This is a genomic window from Archangium sp. (assembly GCF_036388035.1).
GTDB lineage: Bacteria > Myxococcota > Myxococcia > Myxococcales > Myxococcaceae > Archangium.
The window spans coordinates 1-22,449 of the sequence record NZ_DASVSO010000437.1 but is presented as its reverse complement, the minus strand read 5'-3'; the positions used below and the strand labels follow the sequence as shown (position 1 = coordinate 22,449).

At 70.4% G+C, this 22,449-nt stretch carries 18 protein-coding genes; 11 read left to right on the top strand and 7 right to left on the bottom strand.

Annotation, left to right across the window (positions count from 1 at the left end; translation table 11 throughout):
* The 4 genes from VF697_RS17605 to VF697_RS17590 form a co-directional block, all read left to right on the top strand.
* Positions 1 to 1,076 (top strand): hypothetical protein (locus VF697_RS17605; protein ID WP_331096465.1); only part of this gene is annotated, 1,076 nt, incomplete at its 5' end.
* A gap of 46 nt (positions 1,077 to 1,122) precedes the next feature.
* Positions 1,123 to 3,204 (top strand): cation:proton antiporter, encoded by a 2,082-nt coding sequence (locus VF697_RS17600; RefSeq protein ID WP_331096463.1) that lies wholly within the window; start codon positions 1,123 to 1,125, stop codon positions 3,202 to 3,204.
* Between the two features lie 113 nt (positions 3,205 to 3,317).
* Positions 3,318 to 4,295: an esterase/lipase family protein gene (locus VF697_RS17595; RefSeq protein ID WP_331096461.1), complete on the top strand. Its 978-nt coding sequence runs from the start codon at positions 3,318 to 3,320 to the stop codon at positions 4,293 to 4,295.
* Positions 4,295 to 5,185: a thrombospondin type 3 repeat-containing protein gene (locus VF697_RS17590; RefSeq protein WP_331096459.1), complete on the top strand. Its 891-nt coding sequence runs from the start codon at positions 4,295 to 4,297 to the stop codon at positions 5,183 to 5,185. Before VF697_RS17595 ends, VF697_RS17590 begins: the two co-directional genes overlap by 1 nt.
* A gap of 81 nt (positions 5,186 to 5,266) precedes the next feature.
* Here VF697_RS17590 and VF697_RS17585 read toward each other — a convergent pair whose 3' ends face one another.
* The 4 genes from VF697_RS17585 to VF697_RS17570 form a co-directional block, all read right to left on the bottom strand.
* A complete protein-coding gene (locus VF697_RS17585; RefSeq protein ID WP_331096457.1) occupies positions 5,267 to 5,908 on the bottom strand; it encodes a PIN domain-containing protein in 642 nt (213 codons plus the stop codon).
* Positions 5,909 to 5,920: 12 nt separating this feature from the next.
* Entirely contained in the window at positions 5,921 to 6,379 is a 459-nt protein-coding gene (locus tag VF697_RS17580) for a hypothetical protein (RefSeq protein WP_331096455.1), read from the bottom strand.
* A gap of 145 nt (positions 6,380 to 6,524) precedes the next feature.
* Entirely contained in the window at positions 6,525 to 7,658 is a 1,134-nt protein-coding gene (locus VF697_RS17575) for an NAD-binding protein (protein ID WP_331096453.1), read from the bottom strand.
* Complete coding sequence (locus tag VF697_RS17570) at positions 7,655 to 9,247, bottom strand: cation:proton antiporter (protein ID WP_331096452.1); 1,593 nt, start codon at positions 9,245 to 9,247, stop codon at positions 7,655 to 7,657. Before VF697_RS17570 ends, VF697_RS17575 begins: the two co-directional genes overlap by 4 nt.
* A 279-nt stretch (positions 9,248 to 9,526) precedes the next feature.
* Between VF697_RS17570 and VF697_RS17565 the strand changes: the two genes are divergently transcribed.
* From VF697_RS17565 to VF697_RS17535, 7 genes are all read left to right on the top strand, one after another.
* Positions 9,527 to 9,772, top strand: a complete 246-nt coding sequence (locus tag VF697_RS17565; protein WP_331096450.1) for a hypothetical protein — start codon at positions 9,527 to 9,529, stop codon at positions 9,770 to 9,772.
* A gap of 32 nt (positions 9,773 to 9,804) precedes the next feature.
* Entirely contained in the window at positions 9,805 to 11,607 is a 1,803-nt protein-coding gene (locus tag VF697_RS17560; protein WP_331096448.1) for a glycoside hydrolase family 15 protein, read from the top strand.
* A 191-nt stretch (positions 11,608 to 11,798) separates the two neighbouring features.
* On the top strand, positions 11,799 to 13,493 hold the full coding sequence (locus VF697_RS17555; RefSeq protein WP_331096446.1) for a DUF3131 domain-containing protein: 1,695 nt from the start codon (positions 11,799 to 11,801) through the stop codon (positions 13,491 to 13,493).
* An 11-nt stretch (positions 13,494 to 13,504) separates the two neighbouring features.
* Positions 13,505 to 14,944 (top strand): hypothetical protein, encoded by a 1,440-nt coding sequence (locus tag VF697_RS17550; protein ID WP_331096444.1) that lies wholly within the window; start codon positions 13,505 to 13,507, stop codon positions 14,942 to 14,944.
* Positions 14,941 to 17,085 carry a glycoside hydrolase family 2 protein gene (locus VF697_RS17545; RefSeq protein WP_331096442.1) on the top strand — a complete coding sequence of 715 codons (2,145 nt, stop codon included), beginning with the start codon at positions 14,941 to 14,943 and terminating at the stop codon, positions 17,083 to 17,085. Before VF697_RS17550 ends, VF697_RS17545 begins: the two co-directional genes overlap by 4 nt.
* A 136-nt stretch (positions 17,086 to 17,221) precedes the next feature.
* Positions 17,222 to 18,481: a PP2C family protein-serine/threonine phosphatase gene (locus VF697_RS17540; protein ID WP_331096440.1), complete on the top strand. Its 1,260-nt coding sequence runs from the start codon at positions 17,222 to 17,224 to the stop codon at positions 18,479 to 18,481.
* Entirely contained in the window at positions 18,478 to 18,909 is a 432-nt protein-coding gene (locus VF697_RS17535; RefSeq protein ID WP_331096439.1) for an ATP-binding protein, read from the top strand. Before VF697_RS17540 ends, VF697_RS17535 begins: the two co-directional genes overlap by 4 nt.
* 10 nt (positions 18,910 to 18,919) lie before the next feature.
* Here VF697_RS17535 and opgC read toward each other — a convergent pair whose 3' ends face one another.
* The 3 genes from opgC to VF697_RS17520 form a co-directional block, all read right to left on the bottom strand.
* On the bottom strand, positions 18,920 to 20,101 hold the full coding sequence (gene opgC, locus VF697_RS17530; RefSeq protein ID WP_331096437.1) for an OpgC domain-containing protein: 1,182 nt from the start codon (positions 20,099 to 20,101) through the stop codon (positions 18,920 to 18,922).
* A gap of 61 nt (positions 20,102 to 20,162) precedes the next feature.
* Positions 20,163 to 21,539 (bottom strand): DUF3131 domain-containing protein, encoded by a 1,377-nt coding sequence (locus VF697_RS17525; protein ID WP_331096435.1) that lies wholly within the window; start codon positions 21,537 to 21,539, stop codon positions 20,163 to 20,165.
* 9 nt (positions 21,540 to 21,548) lie between these two features.
* Positions 21,549 to 22,449 (bottom strand): glycosyltransferase family 2 protein (locus VF697_RS17520; RefSeq protein WP_331096433.1); only part of this gene is annotated, 901 nt, incomplete at its 5' end.

Sequence of the window (22,449 nt, the reverse complement as noted above, 5' to 3'; positions counted from 1 at the left end):
AGCCCCTGCAGGCCGAGCAGGACTACGGCGGCCGGCTGCGGCGCCAGGACTGGGACGAGCGCAGCGACTTCGCCCAGATTCTGCGCGAGCTGCGCGTCGGCCGGGATGATGGCCGCGTCCAGCTGCGCGCGGGCGGCTTCTCCGTGTACTCGCTCGGGGCGGGGTGGCTGGTGAACCGCTACCACAACCGGCTCTCGCCGGATTACCACCCCGCGGGCGCCAACGTCACCGCGTACCTCGGGCCCACCCGGGTGGAGCTCTTCGCCAGCGACGTGCTGGCCACGCGCCTCTTCGCCGGCGAGGTCCGCCTGGACCTGGGCCGCGTGCTGAGCCAGGAGGAGAAGGCCTACGACCGCTACCTCCTCTCGCTGGACGTGGCGCACGACTTCGGCAAGGGCGGCGGGACGGCCCCGGCCCTCTCCGCGGCGAGCCTCGGCCTGCAGGTGGGCGCGGTGAAGGCCGAGAAGGTGCAGCTCTGGGTGCAGGCCGCGGCGGGCGCCCGGGCGGACACGCTGATCGAGTCGGTGCCGGACTACGGCGCGGCGCTCGGCCTGGTGGTGGCGGGCAAGCCCAAGGAGACGGTGGACCTCAGCGGCCGGCTGGAGGCGCGGCGCCAGGGCGGCCGCTTCCGCTTCGGCTTCTTCGGCGCGGGCTACGAGTTCTCGCGCTTCTCCGGCGTGGGCCTGCGCGAGCTGCCGCTCTCCGAGGAGCTGCTGCCGACGACCTTCTCCGGCTACGGCGAGGTGGTGGCGACGGTGAGCCCCGGTGGGGAGGGGGACCTGGCGCTGACGGCGAGCGCGTCCGGCGAGTACTTCGTCAGCACGGGCCGGGTGGACGCGGACGCCGTGGTGCAGGCGCACCTGCCCGGCGGCAAGTCGGTGGTCGAGCTGCGCACCATCCTCACCGACCTCACGGGCAAGCCGCGCTACTCGGTGGCCGCCGAGGTGCGTCACCGCTTCATGCCCGCGCTCTACGGCCTCGTCCTGGGCGGCACGGAGCAGTTCCCCCAGGAGGACGGCCGGCTGGTGAATGGCTTCACGGCGGGCCTCGGCGTCGGCGTGGACTTCGAGCGCTGAACCGGGGCGGGCGTTACCCTGGAGGGAGAGACGCGGAGGCGCGTCCATGCAGGCTCCCGAGCTCCTCCAGGAATTGGTGGTCGTCTTCGGGGTCGCGGTGGTGGCGGTGCTGGCGCTCAGCCGGCTGCGCCTTCCCACCATCGCGGGCCTCATCGCCGCCGGTGCGCTCATCGGCCCGAGTGGTCTCGGCTGGGTGCGGGACACCTGGCGGCTGGAGGCCCTGGCGGAAATCGGCGTGGGCCTGCTGCTCTTCGGCATCGGGCTGGAGTTCTCCCTCGAGCGGCTGAGGCGGCTGTGGAAGGTGCTCACCCTGGGAGGGGGCCTCCAGGTGGCCCTCACCCTGCTCGCGGTGGTGGCGGTGTCCGTGGCGCTGGGCTTCTCGCCCCGGCGGGGCATCTTCTTCGGCTTCCTGGTGGCGCTCTCCAGCACGGCCATCGTGCTGCGCGCGCTCGCCGAGCGGCAGGAGACGGACGCGCCCCATGGCCGGCTCATCGTGGGCGCGCTCATCTTCCAGGACCTGTGCGTGGTGCCGATGATGCTGGCCATCCCGCTGCTGGCCGGACGGGAGGTGGGCGTGGGGGCCATGGCCTGGGTGCTGGCCAAGGCGGTGTTGCTGGTGGTGGCCACGGTGGCCTTCGGCCGGGCGGTGGTGCCGAGGTTCCTCGAGGTGGTGGCGGGCACGCATCGGCGCGAGCTCTTCCTGCTCGCGGTGCTGGGCCTGTTCGCGGGCATCGCATGGCTCACCACCCTGGCGGGCCTGTCGCTCGCGCTGGGTGCCTTCCTGGCCGGGGTGGCGCTGGCGGACAGCGACTACGGCTACCAGGCGCTGGCGGACATGCTGCCGCTGCGCGAGACATTCGCCAGCCTCTTCTTCATCTCCATCGGCATGCTCTTCGACGTGCGCGTCGTCCTGGAGCACCCGGTGCTGGTGGCGACGCTGGTGGCGGGCGTGCTGGTGGGCAAGGCCGTGCTCGGCGGGGTGGGGGCGCTGGTGATGCGCTTTCCGCCCCGGGTGGCGGTGATGGCGGGCGTGGGCCTGGCGCAGATTGGAGAGTTCTCCTTCGTGCTGGCCAACGCGGGGCTGGAGGTGGGGCTGCTCAGCGGCGAGGAGCGGAATCTCTTCGTGTGCATGAGCGTCCTGACCATGGCGGTGACGCCGGTGGCGCTGAGCTTCGCCCCCCGGCTGGCGGCGGGCGTGGCGCACCTCCGGCCGCTGGAGGTGCTGTTCGGCGCGCATGGGCCCCACCGGCTGGAGCCCGAGCACGAGGAGCTCTCCGGCCACTTCATCGTCGCGGGGTTGGGCACCGCCGGGCGCATGGTGGTGCGGGCCCTGCGCGCGAGCCACCTGCCGCACGTGGTCATCGAGTTGGACCCTCACGTGGTGGCCGCGGCGCGGCGGCGCGGCGAGGTCATGTACTACGGGGACATCACCAGTCCGGAGATATTGGAGCGGGCGGGCATCCACCGGGCGCGTGCCCTGGTGTTGCTCATCAGCGATCCGGAGGGCTCCCAGCGGGCGGTGTCGGCGGCGCGGAGGCTGTCGCCGGACGTGCCCATCCTGGTGAAGGTGCCCCGGCTGCGGGACATCGGGGACCTGCGGGAGCGGGGCGCGAGCGACATCGTGGCCGGCGAGTTCGAGACGGCGCTGGAGGCAGTGACGCGGGTGCTGCACTCGGCGGGCGTGGCGGAGGAGTCCATGAACGGGTTGCTCGCCGCGCTGCGCCACGAGGGCGTACCCGAGCACGGGCCCGTCTCCGGACCCCGGCGCATGCTGGGGACGATGGGCGGGATGCGGCACGGCACGGCCACCGCTTGCGCGCACCTGGAGCTGCTACAGCGGGACGTGCGCCCCCTCACCTCGGGCTGCGAGGCCTGCCTGGCCTTGCGCCTGCGCTGGCACAACCTGCGGATGTGCCTGACGTGTGGCCACGTGGGCTGCTGTGACTCGTCCTTCGGCCGACACGCCGCGAAGCACTATGAGGCCACGGGCCATCCGCTGATGCGCTCCTTCGAGCCGGGCGAGCACTGGGGCTGGTGCTACATCGATGCCATCGAGATCGACCCGCTGCCGCCCCCACCGGTGGAGCCGTCCCGGCCCACGCTGGAACAGGAGCCCTTGCTTCACTGACGTTCGCTGTTGAATCGGGGTGTCGGGCTGTCGTGTTATGGCTGTTGCCGACATGTGCCTCGTGCCATCCGCACGCGGCTGTGTTGGCATTCGAGCCTGAGCGGGAGGAGCCCATGCCTCGGCGTCAGATGCTGGTCCCGGGAACGGGGGGAGTGCTCTACCAGACCGCGGCGGGAGCACGGGCCGCGACCATTTTCGAGCTGCTCACCCAGGCCACGGCCGCGCGGGAGCCGAGCTGCGAGCACTCGCCGGACCCGGACGTACTCGAGCCGCTGAACAACCCGCTCGTCGCTCGCGGGTACATGACGCTCGCCTACGAGCCCTTCGCGCACACCTTCCCCAAGTGGGAGTTCTTCGATTACGACTGGCGCCTGGACATCCGCTACAGCGGCAGGCGCCTCGCCGAATACCTCAAGGCCGAGGCTCCGAACGGAGACCGCTGGCGGCTCGTGGCGCACTCGCAAGGGGGGCTGGTGGTGCTGGCCGCCGCCCGCCACCTCGGCACCGAGGAGATGACCCGGCTCGTGCAGAGCGTGTGCTTCGTGGGCGTGCCGTTCTTCGGCACGGTGAACGCCTTGAATGCCCTGCTGTATGGGACGTTCCTCGACAACACCATTCCGAAGGACGTGGTGCGGACCTGGCCCTCCGTCTACCAGATGCTGCCGCGCTGGAGCATCGCCCAGGGCAACCCGAGCCGGCCGGACCTGTTCCTCGACGCCACCTGGATGAATGCCGGGCTGCTGACCACGAGCCCCGGGCCCGCGAACCTCTCGCGGTTCATCGACAGGGAGCTGCTCGGGCGGGCCCGGGCGCTCCTCCAGGACACCAAGACGGGCTACTTCGAGCCCGTGCGCAAGCTCGACTACATCCGCATCATCCAGGGCAACAACGTGGAGACGCCGTTCCTGCTCCCCCAGTTTCCCAGCGCCGAGGGGGCCGTCCGGGTGGAGGGCGACAGCCTCGTGCCGGACCAGTTTACGCGGGACAGGCTCCCCTCGTGGGTGCAGGACGAGGCCACCATCCGACGCCTGCCGGCGGCCTCGCACGCGCTCCTCTGCAGTGACTCCAACGTCTTCGGGCTCTGCCTCTGATGCGCTCCGCTCCGCTCCCGCTGGCTCTCTTCCTGCTGCTCGCGGCGGCCCCGGCCGTCGCCCAACCCGCACCGGTGACCGCTTCCGCGCCTGTCGCCGACAGTGATGGGGATGGCGTGCCGGATCTCCCTCCGGGGCGGACGGAGGCGCCGTCCTGTCATCCCGACCGGATGCGGGAGTGCGCCGACAACTGCTCGTTCGATGAGAACCCGGGCCAGGAGGACAGCGACGGGGATGGGATGGGGGACGTCTGCGATCTCTGCCCGCGTGTTCCCGTGGCGCGCGGGGAGCATGCCGACGCGGACAACGATGGACTCGGCGACGAGTGCGACAGCCCCGAGGCGGGGCCCCACTCGAGCTGGAAGGATCCCAATCCCCTCGGCCGGCGGCTGCGCTTCTTCATCCGCCCGGCCGCCCTGGGGTATCGGTACCAGGGCGAGTGGGTGGGCTCGACCGGGCTGGGGCTGCACCTGAGCGGCTCGCTGGGCGAGTGGCGCTTCGACGCGCAGGGCACGGCGCAGCGGGTGCCCTCGTGGTTCTGGTCCGCGGGCGTCTACGGTGACGCGGCCAACCTCTTCGCGGCCGAGCACCTCGGTCCCTACGCCGCGCTCGACTTCCGCCCCCTCAACTGGGCTCCCTATGCGCGCTCCTGGGCCCGGGAGCTCAAGTTCGGCGTGGGGGCGCACTTCCTCTGGTCCAAGCGCGTGGAAGGCCTGGAGCGCCGCCCCCGGCAGCTCGGCGTCGGGCCTCGGGTGGGCTTCCTCGACATCGTCTCGCTGATGCCCTTCGCCCAGTTCGACCTCGCCAACGACGGCGCCTTCTCCTGGGGCGGGATGCTGGTGTTCGACTTCAAGGTCCTCGAGGACCTGGGCGTGCCGATGCCGAAGTGACGGTGTGGGCGCTGGGCGGGAAGCGCTTGGCCCCATCTCAGCGGAGGCTACTGTCCCCTTGGGGAAACACCTCCCCACGGGCTACGGTTTTCCGCGGAACTCCCCGTAAAGCGCGCCGAGGTCATTACGAATGGTGAAACCGAGATTCGCCAGCTCGGCTTTCAATTCCGGATAATCGAAGTCATTGTCCTTTGTAGCCATGATCTTGGTGCGTTCGTTGGCACGATCGGCCCTCGCGATTTCGAGGATGGCTTCGTAAATGCGGCAATCGTTCAAACCGTCGACGGGGCGGTCTGGCGGTGCTCCTGCGAGGTGCCGAAGGTCTCCTCGGAAATGCACGTCAGGTGTGTGCCTGGCGACGCGCGCGATGCTGGCAATTCGCTTCGCAATCTCCGGCAATGCCTTCCTTTGCTCCGCGAGGCGTTGTTCCACCCTCTTGAGGCCTTCGTGGATGAGATCAGCTGCCTCCTCGCCCAGAGCCTTGCTGCGGAGCCATCCATTCACCACTGGGCGAACCTGCTGGCCCAGCTTGGCTTTCTCGCCTTGTACATAGCGAAGCGCGGTCCCTTGGAATTCAAGCAGGACGTACTCGGGCACGACCAACTCGATACGCTTTTCTTCCGCCAGCTCCAAAAGCAGCGTCGCTTGGTTGCCATCCCGGCCCAGCCAGATGTCCATGAGGATGTTGGTGTCGAACACCAGCAGCGGGAGATGGGCTGTCATCGGTGAGCTGGCCTACTCGAGGAGTTTGATGATCTCCTGGGTCGTCGTTGTACTTGAAGTGAGGTGCTTGTGTACCTCGGAGCGCATCTTGTTGCGGACGACTTCCGGGACAGACTCCGGTCCTGTCTCACCAGCTCGTACGTCGTACCAGACAAGGCCTGCGTCGACGGAATCGAGGTCGCGGTACGTGTACTCGCTGTGGAAGCGGAGGGGACGCGACGGCTCCTCGATGGGCTTGGAAAAAGTCAGGACCTTCTGAAATCGCTTCTTGATGTGCTCGCGCAACGCGAGACGGAGCTCCGCGGCGACCGCCGTGCGATCCATGCCCAGCCGCTCCTGCATTTGTGCGAGGACATCGGCGCTTGCTCGTGCGGTGGCGATAGAGTCCCCCTCTACGAGCAACTTGAGCACGAGCCCACCTTCTGGGTCGGGGACTTCACGGATGTCGAAGGAGAGGCTGCCGTCACTCATGTTGTACCTCTGTTACAGGGTACTTACGGCTGTCCACTGGAGCAATGCGCTGTGTGCCTCCGGAACCGTCGGATATGGAGGCCCTCAGTTAGCTGCTTACCTCACAAGAGAGCACCTCTCCTGAACTGAACGATGCGTGGGGCTCTCAGCGCCCGAAGAGGCCCTTGCGCTTCTGGGGCGCGCGGTCCTGCTGGGCCATCTTCGCCAGCCGCTGCCCGAGGATGCGGCTCATCTCCAACGCCATGGCGGGATTGGCCATCACCACGCCGCGGAAGTCATCGCGGCCCACGCTGGCCAGCTCGCACGCGGTGGCGGCCGCGGCGCTCGTGGAGCGCGGCTCTCCGGTGAGCAGGGCGATCTCTCCGAAGAAGCCTCCGGGCTTCACCGTCTCCACCACGCGCCCACCCTCGGCCACCAGGTTCACCTGCCCGGAGACGACGACGTAGAACGTCTCCCCCGCGTCGCCCTTCTTGAAGATGGCCTCGCCCGGCTCCTTGCGGAGGTACTCGGCGCCGCGCGCCACCGTGGAGAGCTCCTCGTCACTCAGCGGCGCGAGGAAGTCCACCTTGCGCAGCATCCCGGCGAGCGGGGTGTCCGCCTGGCTCTGGAGCTCGGCGGTGAGGCACTCCACGGCCCGGGCCAGCTCGGCGCGGCGGGCCACGAGGATGACGGTGTTCCCCGCGCGCAGCACCGTGCCTCCGTCCGGCAGCGTGATGCGGCCCTCCGGGTCCAACAGGCCGATGAACACGCACTCGCGGGGAAAGTCCGGCATGCCGCGCACCTGCGCCACCGTGCGCCCGGACACCAGCGCCTTCGCGCTCACCTCCAGCTCGAAGAGGATGGCGTCCCCGGCCGCCAGCGGCAGCGAGCCCGCCACCTGCGGGAAGTCGATGGCCGTGGTCATCTTCGCCACCACCACCTCGGCCTCCTCCACCAGCTCACTCACCCCGGCGAGCCGGTAGGCGTCCCGGTAGCGGGTGTCCAGCATGCGCACCATCACCCGCGCGCTGCCCATGGAGCGCACCAGCGTGGCGAAGGCCAGGTTCTCCGCGTCGCGCGCCAGCACCCCGGCCGCGATGTCCGCGTTGGCGACGCCCGCCGAATCCAGCACGTGCGGGTCCGTGGCGTCCCCACACACCGTCACCACGCCGATGTCCTCGAAGAGCCGGCTGCACGTGGCCGCGTCCCGCTCCACCACCGTCACCTGGTGGTGCTCCGTCACCAGCCGCGCCGCCAGCGTGCTCCCCACCCGCCCTCCACCCGCGATGACGATCTTCATGACACGTTCCTCTCGCTGCTCGCTTCACCGTCAGGGCCGCCCGACAGCACGTGCTCCAGCTCCAGCGTGCGCTCGTCCAGCTTGGCCAGTTGGGCCTCGGCGGTGGCCTCGGGGATGAGGCCGGCGCGCCGGGCCGACAGCAGCGCGGTGCGCTCCGCGTCGATGAGCCGGCGGCGCGTGGCGAGGACGATGCGGGCCCCCTGCGCCAGGTGCTGCTCGCTGAGCCGGCGCAGCTCGCGCTCGGCCCCGGCGATGCCCACCTGGTAGTCGCTGCGCAGGTGCTCGTAGGCCGCGCGGGGGATGAGGCCCTGGTCGTGCAGCACCTCCAGCTCCTGGCGCGCGGCGCGGCTGGCGATGAGGCGCGCCTGCTGCTCGGCCACCGCGTACGCCACCGGATCCTCGTGGAAGAGGCCGAGCCGCTTGAGGATGTCGGTGAGCATCAGCCCCTGGAGCACCAGGGACAGGAAGGTGACGCCGAAGGCGGTGGACACCAGCAGCTCGCGCGAGGGCGTGGCCTCGGGCAGACCGAGCGCCAGACCGATGGAGAGCGCGCCCTTGATGTTGCCGAGGATGAAGACGTGCTGCCAGCGCATGGGCACGGCCTCGGAGGGGCGCACCCACCGCAGCAGCAGGAAGGGCAGGTAGATGGCCACCGCGCGCCCGACGAAGACGCACGCCACCGCGAGCAGCGTCTGCGGCATGTAGCGCACCAGCGTCTCGGGCCGCGTGGTGAGCCCCACCGAGAGGAACAGGAAGGTGTTCACCCCGAAGGCGGCGTACTCCCAGAAGGTGTGGATGGCCACCTGGCTCTGCGGGGCCACGTGGCGCCGCAGGTTGATGCCGGTGCTCAACCCGGCCGTCACGGCGGCGATGGCGCCCGAGAGGTGCAGTTGCTCGCCCACCACGAAGGCGGCGAAGGCCAGCGCCGTGGTCACCATGATTTCGGCGAGCGGATCCTCGGTGTGGCGGATGACGAAGCCGGCCCCGAGGCCCAGGGTGAGGCCGATGGCGAGCCCCCCGAGGGTGGCTCCCAGCACCTTGGCGCCAATGAGTGGCACGGAGTAGGAGGCGTCCCCGCCCACCACCACGGCGGCGATGGCCGCGTAGGCCACGAGGGCGGTGCCGTCGTTGAAGAGGCTCTCGCCCTGCATGATGCCGGCGAGGCGCCGGGGCACGGGGGCGCGGCGGAAGGCGTAGAGGATGGAGACGGTGTCGGTGACGGCGAGCATGGCCCCGAGCAGCAGCGCGGGGCCCCAGGCGAGCACCAGGGCGTAGTGGAGTGCCGTGCCGGTGGCGGCGATGGCCAGCACCATGCCCAGGGTGGCCAGGGTGGCGATGGGCACGAGGTTGGCGCGCACGTTGGCCACGTCCGCGGTGATGCCGCCCTCGAAGAGGAGCAGGGGCAGGCAGACGAGGAAGACGACCTCGGGGTTGAGCGGGGGGATGCCCGGGAGGATGCCCCCCACGGAGATGAGCAAGCCGCCCACCACCAGCGCGACATTGTAGGGAATGCGGACGCGCTTGGCCGCGATGGCGAGGGCGCTGGCGGCCACCATGAGGCCGATGATGAGGGGCATCTCGAGATGCACGGCCCGGCGAGCCTCGCAGATGCGCGGGCCGCCTGCACGGATTCCGCACACCCTCTCTCTCGCCGGGCGGCCAGGGGGACTGGCCCACACCACGGGTGCGTGACCCTCCCAGGGCGTCTCTGGGCTGGCTGGCGCTCGGTCGGCTGATGCCAACTCGCCCGCGCTCGCGAGGAAGCGCGCGGGTGGCACCCCAGGGATTCCGGGCAAATGTTCAGGGCAACCGGCTGACGGGGGTGCTTCCCGCCGGGTGCCGTTGGCCGTGGAAGGGGGCGCGAGCCTGTGACGGAACCTTCAGAGGTGAGCCGGAGCACCTTCACGCATGCCTGGAGCGTGCGGGTCGGTGGAGTCGAGGTAGGGGCCTTCTGGCCCGCGCGGGGCGGGGGCTACACCCTGCGCACCGGAGAGAGCCTGGTCCGCACCCGGGTCCACCACTTCAGCGCGGCCGAGGGCCTGGAGGCCCTGGCTGCCTATGTCACCAGGCGCTACGGCGCGCCTCCGGAGCTCCTTCCCCCCGAAGACCCCTGAGGGCCACGAGGCCCCAACCACAGACATCCTTCATGCCCTACCTACCTGTCGAGGACTATGGCGTCATCGGGGACCTACACACGGTGGCTCTATGCGGCATCAACGGCTCCATCGACTGGCTGTGCTTCCCGAGCTTCGATGCGCCCAGCGTGTTCGGGGCGCTGCTGGACGATGCGCGCGGGGGGCGCTTCCAGATTGCTCCCGCCGACCCGAGCTGCACCTTCAAGCAGCTCTACCTCCCAGACACCAACATCCTGGTGACTCGCTTCCTCTCCGAGGACGGCGTCGGCGAAATCACCGACTTCATGCCCGTGGACGACGGGACGGGCCAGGGCCCGTTCCAGCACCGGTTGATCCGGTCCATCAAGGTCGTCCGGGGGGCGATGCGCTTCCGGGTGGTGTGCCGACCGCGGTTCGACTACGGGCGTGCCGGGCATGAGTCGCTCCTCGTGCCGGGCGGGGTGGAGTTCCACGGCCCCTCGCTGCGCCTGCGCCTGCGCTCCTCCGCCCCGCTGCGGCTGGAGGGGGCCGATGCCCTCACGGAGGTGGTGCTCACCCAGGGCGAGCATCACCACTTCGTGCTCGAGGCGGCCGGAGCCCCGGAGGCGCGAGCGGGAAGGGACCTCGCGGGCGAGGTGCGGGAGGAGTTTCACCGGACGGAGCAGTTCTGGCGTGGCTGGCTGAGCCAGTCCTCGTATCGGGGCCGCTGGCGGGAGATGGTCCACCGCTCAGCCCTCGTCCTCAAGCTGTTGACGTACGCGCCGAGCGGGGCGCTCCTCGCGGCGCCCACCACCAGCATCCCCGAGGCCATCGGGGGGCGGCGCAACTGGGACTACCGCTACACCTGGATTCGCGACGCGAGCCTCACCCTGCATGCGCTGATGCGCATCGGCTTCGCTCGGGAGTCCAAGCGCTTCATCGAATGGCTGGGGGCTCGGTGCTCGGAGCTCGCACCGGACGGCTCGCTTCAAATCATGTACGGCATCCGGGGCGAGCACCACCTGGTGGAGCAGGAGCTGCCGCACCTCGAGGGCTACCGCGGCTCGGCGCCGGTCCGCATCGGCAACGAGGCCGCCAGCCAGCTGCAACTGGACATCTACGGGGCGCTGATGGACGCGCTGCACCTCTACGACCGGGACGGAGAGCCCATCTCTCACGAGATGTGGAGCAACGTGCGGCGGCTGCTCGGGTGGCTCACGCGGCACTGGCGCCTGCCGGACGAGGGCATCTGGGAGGTGCGGGGTGGGCAGCGCCACTTCGTGTTCTCGAAGATGATGTGCTGGGTGGCCTTCGACCGGGGCCTCCGGATTGCCCAGAACCGGGGCCTGCCCGCGGATGCCGCCTGGACGGTCGAGCGGGATGCCATCTACGACGAGGTGATGCGCGAGGGCTGGCACCCGGGGCGGCGGGCCTTCGTGCAGGCCTACGGCTCGGAGCACCTGGATGCGTCGGTGCTGCTCATGCCGCTGGTGCGGTTCATCGGTCCCACGGACCCGCGCGTGGTGTCCACGCTGGACCGCATCCTCGAGGAGCTCGTCTCCGACAGCCTGGTGTACCGCTACCTGCCGGAGCTCACCCCGGACGGCGTCGGCGGGGCTGAAGGCACCTTCAGCATGTGCACCTTCTGGCTGGTGGAGGGGCTCACCGGGGCCGGGCGGGTCGAGGAGGCGCGCGTCATCTTCGAGAAGATGCTCACCTATGCCAACCACCTGGGGCTGTACGGGGAGCAGATTGGCCTGTCCGGGGAGGCGCTCGGCAACTTCCCCCAGGCCTTCACCCACCTGGGCCTCATCAGCGCCGCGGCCAAGCTGGATGCCGCGCTGGGCGGCCACTGAGCGGCCCGGCGTACCTCCCGCACGTCCACTCCGTCTGGTTTCCAGCGCCGCACGCCGCTTTTCGTGTGCCCGTCAACATGCACCGTGCGGCCGCACCGGGGCGGGCACCTTTCTTTTTGCCCTCCCAGGTGGTGCTCACCTAGAGCGACACGCGAGGGGTATCCGATGGTGCGGCGAACGAGGGGGCCTGGATGAAGGCGTTGTACCGGGCCGCTGGGCTGGCGCTCCTTGGCTGGGCGTTGACCGTGGCGGCACAGACCAATCCGCCAGCGGCGGCACCGCCCGCGCCGCCCGTGGCCAGGCCGGGGCCTGCCCAGTCCGCCGATCCGAACAAGCCCACGCCAGCGGAGGCTCCCACGCCGAAGCCCGGTGCCGCGCCGGCCGGCTCGGACAAATCCCAGCCCGCCCCGGTGCGCCCGTCCCCCGAGCCCCCGGCCCCCCCTCAGAAGGGGCCGTCGACCTCCGGCCCCGCGGCTCCCGCGCCGGCGCCCGCCCCCATCGCTGTCCCGGTGCAGGCCTGTCCTCCCGTGCCGGCGCGCCAGCCCACTCCCCTCAACCCGCTTCCGGGAGGCAAGCCGGCCGGCTGCTTCAGCCCGGAGCCGCAACAGCGCTGCCTCGCCACGCGCCCGCTGTGTGACAACGACTGGCAGGTCGCGCGGATCGCCTGGAAGTACTTCGAGAAGAACTACCAGCCGAAGACCGGCCTGGTGAACTCCGTGGACGGCTATCCCTCCACCACCATGTGGGACATCGGCTCGTCCCTCGCGGGGACGATTGCCGCGGTGCACCTGGGCCTCATCGAGCCCAAGGAGTTCGATGACCGCGTCGTCGCGCTGCTCGCCACCCTGCGCACCCTGCGGCTGTACCGGGACGAGCTTCCCAACAAGGCCTACAACGCGGCGACGGCGGAGCTCACCGACTACACCAACAAGCCGGTGGCCGAGGGACTCGGCTACTCCGCGTTGGACCTCGCGCGGCTGGCCTCCTGGCTGGACATGCTGTCCTGCATGCACCCCAAGCACGCCCACGCCGCCAGGCAGGTGCTCCTGCGCTGGAAGTTCTGCCGCCTCATCCAGGATGGGCAGCTGTACGGGGCCGTCTTCGACCCGGCCACGAAGAAGGACCAGGCGCTGCAGGAAGGGCGGCTCGGGTACGAGCAGTACGGTGGCAAGGCCTTCGCCCTGCTCGGCTTCGACCAGAGTGTCTCGGCCCGCTACGACAACCAGTACGCCAGCATGGTGGAGATCAACGGGGTGCCCATCGCCTTCGACATGCGCGACCCACGCAAGTTCGGCGCCTTCAACTACGTGGTGACCGAGTCCTATGCGCTGGATGCGCTCGAGTTCGGCCGCGACGCCGAGCTCACCCGGCTGCTCCGCAACATCTACGAGGTGCAGAAGCGCCGCTGGCAGCGGACGGGCATCGTCACCGCGGTCTCCGAGGACAACGTCGATCGCCCTCCCTACTTCGTCTACAACACCATCTTCGCCGCGGGCTCCGCCTGGAACACCATCACCGATACGGGCGCCGACCAGCACCAGCTCAAGAGCCTGTCCACCAAGGCGGCCTTCTCGCTCGCCGCGCTCTTCCCCGAGGACCCGTACTCCTCGGTGCTCGTCAACTCCGTGTGGAGCGCCTACGACGCGGAGCGCGGCTGGTACTCGGGCGTCTACGAGAGCGGCATTGGCTACAACAAGGCCATCACCGCGAACACCAACGGCATCATCCTCGAGACGCTCCTCTACAAGGCCCTGGGCCCACTGCACCCCACCTGCCAGAAGTGCGGCCGCGCGCTGAAGCTCGGGGGGGAAGACGTGGAGGAGACGGTGGCGGCCACCCAATGCCTGCCGGGGGCTCCGCGCGAGAGCGCTCCCGCCGGCAAGTGAGTCCACGGACCATGCGAGCCCGGCCTGGGAGATGCCGCGGCGCGGCGCTGGGAGCCCTCCTGCTCGTGTCGGGCTCCGCGGCGTTCGCGGCCGAGCCCCTGCCGCTGCTCGCCGCGGTGGCGCGGCTCGAGTGTGGCCGCGACGAGGCCGCCGCCCGGCAGGCGCTCGCGACGCTGCGGGAGGCGGCCACCGACAGGCTCGGGCTGCCCTCCGAGCAGCTCGGCCCCCAGCTTCCGGGGGGCGTGCACGCGGCGGTGCTGGACATCGCCCTGCTCGGCCTGGCCGAGGCCGCCGAGCGCAGGCCGGAGCTCGCCGGGGACATCGACGCCCTGGTGCACTCGTGGAACTTCTGCCTCGTGCTGGGCGAGGGGAGTGTCTGGGACGTAGAGGTGGGCGAGGCGGGCCCGCGCCGTTTGTGGCCGGTGGCGCCGCTGCCCTTGAGTGGCGAGGGGCTGCGCCGCTGGGGACTGGACCCGGCGGCTCCGGGCGGGGCGCCGCGCCGCATCACCGCCAGTGGGCAGGCCCGGGTGCTGCCGGGGCGCTGCGAGGAGGGACAGGGCGTGGGTCTCTACGGCTTCGTCCCCGCCGTGCCCTCCGGCCCGTTGCCGAGAGTCCCCCCGCCCCCGGAGCTGCCTCCGGAGATGCGCGCCCCCCCGGGAGAGCAGCAGTGCCGCGTGCCGCCGCCCGAGCCCGTGCAGGTGGCGGAGGCGCCACCGCCCCAGGACGGGACGCCCACGCCCCCCGAGGAGGAGGAGGACACCCCGGGGTCGGGGAGCACGGTGGTCATTCCCTCCAGCACCACGGCGGTGACTCCCGGCGTGTCCGTGGCGATGCACCGTCCCACCTCGGTCTCCGGAGCGCTCTTCGCCGCCCAGCGGCTCAGCGGGCAGGGCGAGGTCGGGGCCACCGTGCGGTGGTCTCCGGTGGGACGGGCCTTCGTGCGTGGCTCGCTGTCCTACCAGCTCCTCGACGACTTCCGTTTCACCCCTGGCAGTGGGGTGTTCTCCGGCAGCTGGGGCCTGGGGTGGGAGGACTGGCGGCCCAACACCTTCTCCCTCACCGCCAACAACTGGGGGCCGGTGCGCCTGGACTCCATTCGCAGCCTGTGGGAGGGCCTCGAGTTCGACCTGGCCTACCGCGTCCCGCTGCCCAAGCTCCTGCGGCCCTGGGTGGACCTGGGCACCCGCATCAACGTGCCGCTGACGCGCGAGCCCGCGCTCGGCCTCTCCCTGACGCTCAAGCCCCTGCGCCACCTCTATTTGATGACGGCCCTGCGGGTCCCCCCTTTCGGAGACGCTCCCATCACCTGGTCCTACAGCGTGGGCTACGCCAGCTACCGGCCCTACACCCTGGCCGTGAGCTACGCCAACTGGGGGCCCAACCGACTCTCGGAGCTCAACCTGGTGGAGAACGGCGTCTTCACCCTGGCCTTCCTCTGGGCACCCCGATGATGACACGCACGAGTTGCTGGAGAAGCTGGGGCGCGCTCCTGGGCTGGCTCCTCTGGGGGCTCGCCGGAGCGTCCGCCGCCGCGGAGCGCACGGGCACGCGCAGCCTCGCGGGGCCGTGGCATTACATGGTGGGGGAGCCGGGCGCGCCTCCGAAGGCACTCGCCACGGGGCTGTCCCTGCCGAGCATGCCGGTGCCCTCGAACTGGTACCGCCAGGGGCTGGACCACGCGGGGGTGGTGTGGCTGATGCGCGAGGTGGAGCTCGAGGAGGCCCCGGCCTGGGTCCTCCACTTCCAGGGCGTGGACTACGGGGCCGAGGTCTTCCTCGACGGGCAGAAGCTGGGAGGACACCAGGGCTACTTCGCCCCCTTCTCCGTGCAGGTGCCACCGGAGGTGAAGCCGGGGCGGCACCTGCTGGCGGTGCGGGTGGACAGCCCGAACGAGCGGCCCGCGGACTTCAGCCTGCGCAAGCGGCTCATCAAGGGCGTGCTCAACCACCATGACACCCGCCCCGGAGGGGCCTGGAGCCTTTGGGGGCAGGACGCCAACACGGGCGGAATCTGGGGAGAGGTGTCGCTCGTGCCGCTCCGGGCCGGGTGGCTCGAGGAGGCCCGGGCCGTCACCCTCGAGGCCTCGGAGTCCCAGGCGCGCCTGGAGGTGTCCGCGCGGCTGACGCGCACCGTGGGCACCGGGCCCGTCACCGTGCGCTATCGCATCGACGACCCGAAGGGGCGGAGCGTGGCCGAGGGGACCCTCCTCGCGCGGGGGGAGCGGCTCTCCGCCGAGGTGCGCCTGGAGCGGCCTCGGCGCTGGTGGCCGGCGGAGCTGGGCACTCCCGAGCTCTACCGGCTGCACCTGCGCGTGGAGGGAGAGCGGGGCGCCGACTCGCTCGCCGTCTCCTTCGGCGTCCGCACCGTGGCGCGGGACGCACAGGGACGCATCCTCATCAACGGACAGCCCTTCTTCCTCCGGGGCACCAACTACATCCCCAGCCTCTACCTCGCCGACCTCACCGACGGGCGGCTCCAGAAGGACCTGGCCCTCATGCGCAAGGCGCATGTGAACGCGGTGCGGGTGCACGCCCATGTCACCCACCCGGAGTTCTACGCGCTCGCCGACCGGGAGGGGCTGCTGGTGTGGCAGGACTTCCCCCTGCAGTGGGGCTACCAGGAGGGCGAGGCCTTCACCCGCGAGGCGGTGCGCCAGCTGCGCGAGATGCTCGGCATGCTGGGCCACCACCCGTCCGTCTTCTTCTGGAGCGCCCATAACGAAGCGCCCTGGTCCTCGGACTGGATGGCCTACAAGTACCCGGACTACGACCCCGAGCAGAACCGGGCGCTGGACCAGGAGCTGGGCGGGGTGCTGGCCACCGAGGACCCCTCGCGGCCCTCCCAGCAGAACTCCCCTCCGGCCGAGCACCTGTGGATGGGCTGGTACTCGGGCACGTACCGCGACTTCCGAAAGCCGACCTCCCAGTCCCTGGTGTCGGAGTTCGGCGCCCAGGCCGTGCCGGACCTGTCCACCCTCGAGACGTTCCTCCAGCCGGGGCAGCTCTGGCCCCTCCAGGGCAGCAACCTCGAGGTGTGGAGCTACCACAACTTCCAGCTCAAGGAGCTCACCGAGATAGCCAAGGTGCCGGTGGGCAACTCCGTGGAGGAGCTGATCAGCCACACGCAGCAGTATCAGGCGCGCCTCACCCAGTTCGCCGCCGAGTCCCTGCGCCTGCAGAAGTGGCAGCCCGTCGCGGGCATCTTCCAGTTCATGTTCGTGGAGCACTGGCCCTCGGTGAACTGGGGCGTGGTGGACTACCTGCGCAAGCCCAAGCCCGGCCATGCGGCCCTCGCCCGGGCCTACCAGCCGCTGCTCCCCATCGCCGCCACCCGCGGCGCGCTGCCGGGCCTCTGGGTGTACGTGGTGAATGACGGCCTGGAGCCGCTGGACGGCGTGCGTCTGCTCATCACCTCCACCCCCGGGGGAAAAGCGCGCGAGGCGAAGGTCTCCGTGCCCGCCAATGGCGTGCGCCTGTTGGAGCTCTCCCTTCCGCTCCCCGCGAAGGAGCAGGGGCTGCACCTGCGGCTGGTGGGGCCCGGAGGAAAGGTACTCTCGGAAAATGTCTACCCACCCGGCTACTTCGCGCCCTGAGCGTCCGGGGGGCCGGCGGGTCCTCGCGCGGGCGCATTGGCATCCTCCAGCTTCATGGGCATCTCCTCGGAGGAGGGCCTGACGTCACGCATGGGAGGCAGAGATGGAGGCTCCAGGGCCCGGAGAGGATGGAGCGGTGGCTGGAAGCGCGGGGCAGGGGGCCGACGGTGTGCCCGCCCGCCCGCCAGCGGGGAGTGCGGCGGGCGTACGGGGTGAGGGCCGGCGGCGGATCCTCGTGGTGGACGATACGCTCATCAACCGGCGTGTGCTCCGGGCCATGCTCCGCCAGGACGGCCACGAGGTGCTCGAGGCGGAGGACGGGGTGCGGGCGCTGGAGCTCGCGCGCGCCGAGCGCCCGGACCTGGTGCTGCTCGACGTGATGATGCCGGTGATGGACGGCTACACGGCCTGTGCCGAGCTCAAGCGCGACCCGGTCCTCGCGGACACTCCCGTCATCTTCCTCTCCTCCCGGGACGAGCCGGAGGACAAGGTGCGGGGCCTGCGGCTGGGGGCCGCGGACTACATCGCCAAGCCGTTCCATGCCGAGGAGGTGCGGGCCCGGGTGAGCACCCACCTCCAGCTGCGTCAGCTCACCTGCTCCCTGCAACGGCTCAACGGGGAGTTGCTGGCGAAGCAGGCACGGCTGGAGGAGGACCTACGTGCCGCGGCCGACATCCAGCGCGCCCTCATGCCCCGAGCCCGGCAGCCCCTGCCGGGCTTTTGCATTGCCTGGCGCTTCGTGCCGTGCAGCACGGTGGGAGGGGACATCTTCAACGTCCACTGCCTGGAGGGCTCGTGCGCGGCCGTGTACATGCTCGACGTGAGCGGGCATGGGGTGCCCTCGGCGATGGTCACGGTGTCGGTGGCACGCACCCTCTCCCCGGACGGAGGCGTGGTGATGCGCGAGGGCGTGGCCTCGCCCCGGGAGGTGATGCGGGAGCTTGAGCACGAGTACCCCTTCGAGCGCTTCGAGCGCTTCTTCACCGTGAGCTACCTGGTGGTGGATGTCGCGAGCGGGCGGGTGCGCTACACCAGCGCCGCGCATCCACCGCCCCTGCTCGTGCCGCGCACGGGGCCGGCCCGCCTCCTCACCGAGGGGGGACCCCTGCTCGGCCTGGGCGTGGGGGAGACGCTGGAGGAGGGTGAAGTGGCCCTCTCGCCGGGGGACCGGCTGGTGCTCTACACCGACGGGGCCTTCGAGCTCACCGACCCGCGGGGAGCGCTCTTCGGGCTCGAGCGGCTGCATGGCCTCATCGAGCAGCACCGGCACCTGGACGTGGAGGGCCTGTGTGACAGGGTCCTCCAGACGCTCGACGACTACCGCGGCGGCGCCCCCCCCGAGGACGACGTCACCCTGTTGGTCCTGGAGTACCGGGGAGCGGAGGGGGCCCATTGAGCTCCGAGCGCGCCATCACCCTGCGGCTGGACAGCCGCCTGGAGAACGTCCCCCTGGCGAGCTCCGCGCTGCGGGCGATGGCCAGGGAGGTGGGCTTCGCGCAGGAGGAGTCCGAGCGGCTGGAGCTGTGCGTGGTGGAGGCACTGACCAACGTCATCCAGCACGCCTACGGGGGAGAGGCCGGCCACCCGGTGACGCTCTTCGTCCTCGTCACCGAGGAGGAGCTGGAGATGCGGGTGCACGACGAGGGCCTCCCCATGCCGGACGGCCTGCTCGAGCGGCCGGAGCCGGACGAGGCCACGGAGGTGGCGCTGCTCGCGGAGAGTGGTCGCGGGCTGGGCCTCATGCGCCGGATCGCCGACCGCATGGACTACCGCCACGGGCCCGAGGGCAACACGCTCGTGCTGGCCCGGCGCCTGCCGCGCTGAGCGGCCGCCCTCAGCGGGGAATCCACCGGTACAGGAAGCGCGTCTTCACGCAGGCCCAGAGCACCAGCAGCGCCACCCCGTGCACCCCGGTGTTGACGAGGAGGCTCGTCCCATCCGCCTGGAAGGTGAAGGGGCGCACGTTGGAGATGAGCATCACCAGGTACAGGTGGATGATGAACACGTAGAGCGACGCTTGGCCGAGCGGGATGAGGAACCAGCCGAAGGCGCGCTGGAAGAAGGGCCAGAAGCGGTCGAGCAGGGCATAGGCCACCACCAGGGCGGCGAAGTAGTTGACGATGCGCAGCAAGCCCAGGGTGTCCTTGGCGAACCACTCCGAGCGCAGGCGGTTGTAGACCTCCGGGCGGATCCACTCCAGCCTCGCCCAGCCGGGGACCACCGGGTTGGTGGTGCACTGCGCGAGCACGAAGAAGGCGGTGAAGAGCACCACCGCCACCCAGAAGGCCCAGCGCGCCCGCCGCGTGAAGAAGTCGTGCACCGCGGCCCGGTGATAGCCCGCGGCCAGCCCATGGACGAAGATGACCTGCCAGATGAGCAGGGGAAAGGCGTTCTCGAACTGGGCGCCGGTGAGGTTGTACGGCGACATCTTCGCCGCGAAGTAGGCGAGCCAGCTCAAGGTGAGGAGCAGCCCGCTCCGGCCCCGCGCGAGCATCCACAGCAGGGCGGGCGTGAGCAGGAGCAGCGCCACGTATAGCCCGAGGATCTGCGTCTGGTGGGGCCCCGCGCGCAGCAGCAGCACCCGCCCCACCACCCTGTAGAAGCCCTCGTGGAGGGAGGGGAAGAGCGGGTAGGTGATGTCCGCGAAGCGATCCGTGAAGGTGCGCACCTCGGTGGTGTCCAGGAAGGGCAGAAGGGTGAGCAGGGCGATGCTGAGGACGAGGGCCACGTTCACCCGGTAGAGCTGGGCCGCGCGATCCACCAGCCGGGAGACCGCGTAGGACCAGCCCCGGGTCTCCACCCGCTTCCTGGACACCATTCCCAGCACCACGCCGGAGAGGATGACGAAGCCCTCTCCTCCCGAGATGAGGCCCACGCGCTCCCAGACGAGGAAGGTGAGCAGGGACACCACCTCGATGTGGATGACCACCAGCACGAGCATCACGAGCCCCCGCAGGAAGTCGATGCGAAGGTCGCGCTCGGAGTTCGAGGCGGCTGGAGCTTGGGGAGCGCTCATACACCTTCCTTGAGAGGCTCAGGACCCCGCGGACCCCGCTCCGGCCACGCTCGCCAGGCCCTCACGGCCCCGCGGGAGCGTTCTCCTGCCGGGCGCTCGGAATCCACGGCCCGTGGACGCGGTAGGCCAGGGACTCCAGGATGATGCCGTTGGTGTTGGCGGTGAGCACCCGGTTGAGGCTCCCGTCGTGCTCATACTTCCCGGCGTAGAGCCCCGAGTCCGTCACCATCTCATCGACGGCCGCGATCAGCCGCCGCGGGTAGTTGCCCTCGAAGAGCACGCCCCACCCGATGAGCGTCTTGGTGGAGAGGATGCGCATCTTCTCCGCGTCGCGCCCGTCCGGCGTGAAGACGGCCCATGGCTTGTTGCCGCTGATGACGCTCGAGTAGATGAAGCGAGGGTCCCGGTCCAGCTGGTCCTCGGAGACGGCGGTGAGCTTGCCCGTCTTCTCGAAGCGCTTCTGCTGCGCGTGGAGCACCGAGCGGGCCAGCGGGAGCGTCACCGCATCCAGTCCGAACTCCACGCCCTCGAGGATGTAGGGCTCGGAGAGCACCGCGTTGTGGGTGCCCTCGTGCTCCTCCGGCTTGCGCCGGTCATGGGCGATGAGCTGCCCCTCCACCGGGGTGAGCTCGACGAAGGCCTCGTAGTCCATCGCCACGCCGACGGGCAGGCCGAGCAGGAAGAGCGACTTGCCCGCGTACTGCTCGTAGCCGAAGCGGCCCTCCTGCACCCGCACCAACGGCCCGGCCCGCGGCCGGTCGGTGCCCTGGAGGGTCCCGTTCGCCGCCACGTGCTCCATGCCCCAGCGGGAGAGGATGCGCCGCACCTGGGGCGTGAAGGCCGGCCGCTCCCAGGCGAGGACGGTGAAGGGGACGCCGATGCGCGCCACGTCGATGGCGGACCAGCCGATGCAGTCGGGCCTCGGGTTGTTGGCGTAGTCCACCATCTCCAGGGTGAGGGTGTTGTACGCCTTGTTGGGCAGCTTGCCGTCACACAGCGGCAGCTTCTCCAGGCTGTTGAGGGCCAGGGTCAGCCGCCGGTCGGTCTCGGCCCGGCTCACGATGCCGAGCGCCTCGGCCCCGAGCAGCCCCATCAGGTACGAGCCCGTGTCCCAGAGCGTGGTGGAGGGGTAGCCGTCCACCGAGTTGACCAGCCCCGTCTTCGGCTGCGTGTTCTTCTCGAAGTAGCTCCAGGCGGAGCGCGCCCACCGCTGCTCGGCCTCGGTGAGGGGCGCTCCGGTGGGGCGCAGGGGGTAGAGCCCCTCGGGGAGCTTGAGCTCCTGTGCGAAGCCGCTCACCGCCCGCCCCCCTCCACTGCCGCCCGTGCCTGGCTCGCTCGTCATCCGACGGACCCCTTGCACGATGAGCAGCGCGATCCCCAGCCCCAGGAGGAAGGCCAGATGCGAGCGCGCCGTGAGCAATCCACGTAGGAAGTTCATCCCGTCTCCTCAGGCTTGAGGCTGGCGCACCGCCGCATGGATGATGGGCAGCAGCGACAACACGTTGTTCATGCTCCAGAAGCAGTTGGCGATGTACGCCGCCAGGTCGCCCTGCCCGAAGGCGAAGATGCGCACCCCCATGAACACCGCGCCGAGCACGGTGAGGGCCAGCAGGAGCAGGTGGGGCGAGACCAGTCCGAGGAAGCGCTTGGCCTCGCGCGTCTTGGGCGTGACGTGGAAATTCACCGGCTTCTCGTTGACGACGTCGAGCAGCGCCTTGATGTTCAGCCAGAAGAAGCCCAGGTAGTACTGCTCGCCGCGCCAGGTGTTCACGCCCCAGGTGCCCACCATGTAGGCGAGCCGGTTGATGACCAGGAAGGGCAGCAGGTGGCCGTAGAACGCCGCGTCGTAGGTGGCGAGCGGGGCGACGCCGGTGAAGAAGTAGACGATGGGCGCCAGGAGGAAGGCCACCGTCCACAGCGGCGCCAGGTACGAGTAGATGGTCGTGCCGTACATCAGCTTCTGCCAGCTCGACAGCCCGGGCAGCTTCAGCGGGTTGTCGTTGAAGGCGATGTCCAGCGTGCCTCCGGCGTACTTGAAGCGCTGGATGGTCCAGGCGAGCAGGTCCTGCGGGGAGAGCATCTTGCTCAGCACCCGCGGGTGGTAGACCGAGCGCCATTGGCGCTGCTCGTCCGAGTGCAGGACGATGCTCGTGTAGATGTCCTCGGAGACGTGGAACTTGTAGGGGGTGAACTCCATCCCCCGCGCCGTCTCGCCCGCCAGGGCCTGGGCCAGCACGCCCCGCAGCTCCGGGTCCGCCACCGCGTCGGTGTGGCGCTGGATGCTCTGCTCCACCTGCTGGCCGTAGGCCTTGAGCGCCGCCTCGAGCACCGCCTCGCGGCGGTGGATG